Annotated in this window: 1 protein-coding gene and 1 pseudogene; both read left to right on the top strand. The window is 63.7% G+C overall.

The genetic code is table 11. The annotated features are described in order from the left end of the window. Nucleotides 1-847 (top strand): AMP-binding protein (locus tag ADK28_RS32950; protein ID WP_239686233.1); only part of this gene is annotated, 847 nt, incomplete at its 5' end. A 79-nt stretch (nucleotides 848-926) separates the two neighbouring features. Next, nucleotides 927-1043, top strand: a pseudogene (locus ADK28_RS32945) (phenylacetic acid degradation operon negative regulatory protein PaaX); the annotation flags it as partial.

The following is a 1043-nucleotide window of genomic DNA, read 5'->3' as shown; positions in this document are numbered from 1 at the left end:
GCTCGGCGCGACGGTGATCCCGATGTCCGGCGGCCAGACGGAACGCCAGGCGCAGCTGATCCTCGACTTCAAACCCGACATCATCATGGTGACGCCGTCCTATTGTCTGACGCTGATCGACGAACTGGAACGCAAAATGGGCGGCGACGCACGCGGCTGCTCGCTGCGGCTCGGCGTGTTCGGCGCCGAACCCTGGACCGAAGCCCTGCGCCACGAAATCGAAACCCGCATGGGCATCAAGGCGCTGGATATTTACGGCCTGTCGGAAGTGATGGGGCCGGGCGTGGCGATGGAGTGTCTGGAAAGCGGCGGCGGCCCCACCATCTGGGAAGACCACTTCCTGCCGGAGATCATCTGTCCGGAGACCGGCATCGCCCTGCCGGACGGCGAACACGGCGAACTGGTGTTCACCACCCTGACCAAAGAGGCTCTGCCGGTGATCCGCTACCGCACCCGCGATCTCACCCGGCTGCTGCCGGGCGACGCGCGCCAGATGCGCCGCATGGGCAAGATCACCGGCCGCTCCGACGACATGCTGATCATTCGCGGCGTCAACGTCTTCCCGTCGCAGGTGGAAGAGCAGATCATGCAGTTCGAGCAGCTGTCGCCGCACTATCAGCTGCAGGTCAGCCGCAGCGGGCATCTGGACACGCTGGCGGTGCGCGTCGAACTGAAAGAATCGGCGCTCAGCCTCAGCCATCAACAGCGTTGCGATATCTGCCACCAGCTGCGCCATCACATTAAATCGATCGTGGGCGTCAGCACCGACGTCAGCATCGCCAACTGCGGCGATATTCCTCGCTCGGAAGGCAAGGCGCAGCGCGTGGTCGATCTGCGGCCGCGCTGAGGCGCGCGGCGTCACGGATGACGCCGCCCCAAATTAGGCGTAATGTTGTGGCTCATCGAAGGCTAACCCATGGAAAAATATGGAACATAAACTGGATGAGTTCATTCGCCATGCCGTCGACGCGCAGCCGATCAGCGGCACCTCGCTGATCATTTCGCTGTACGGCGACGCGCTCAGCCACCGCGGCGGCGAAGTG

Source organism: Serratia sp. 506_PEND, assembly GCF_001076875.1.
Classification (GTDB): Bacteria; Pseudomonadota; Gammaproteobacteria; order Enterobacterales; family Enterobacteriaceae; genus Serratia; species Serratia marcescens.
This window is presented reverse-complemented; position numbering and strand designations above follow the sequence as displayed.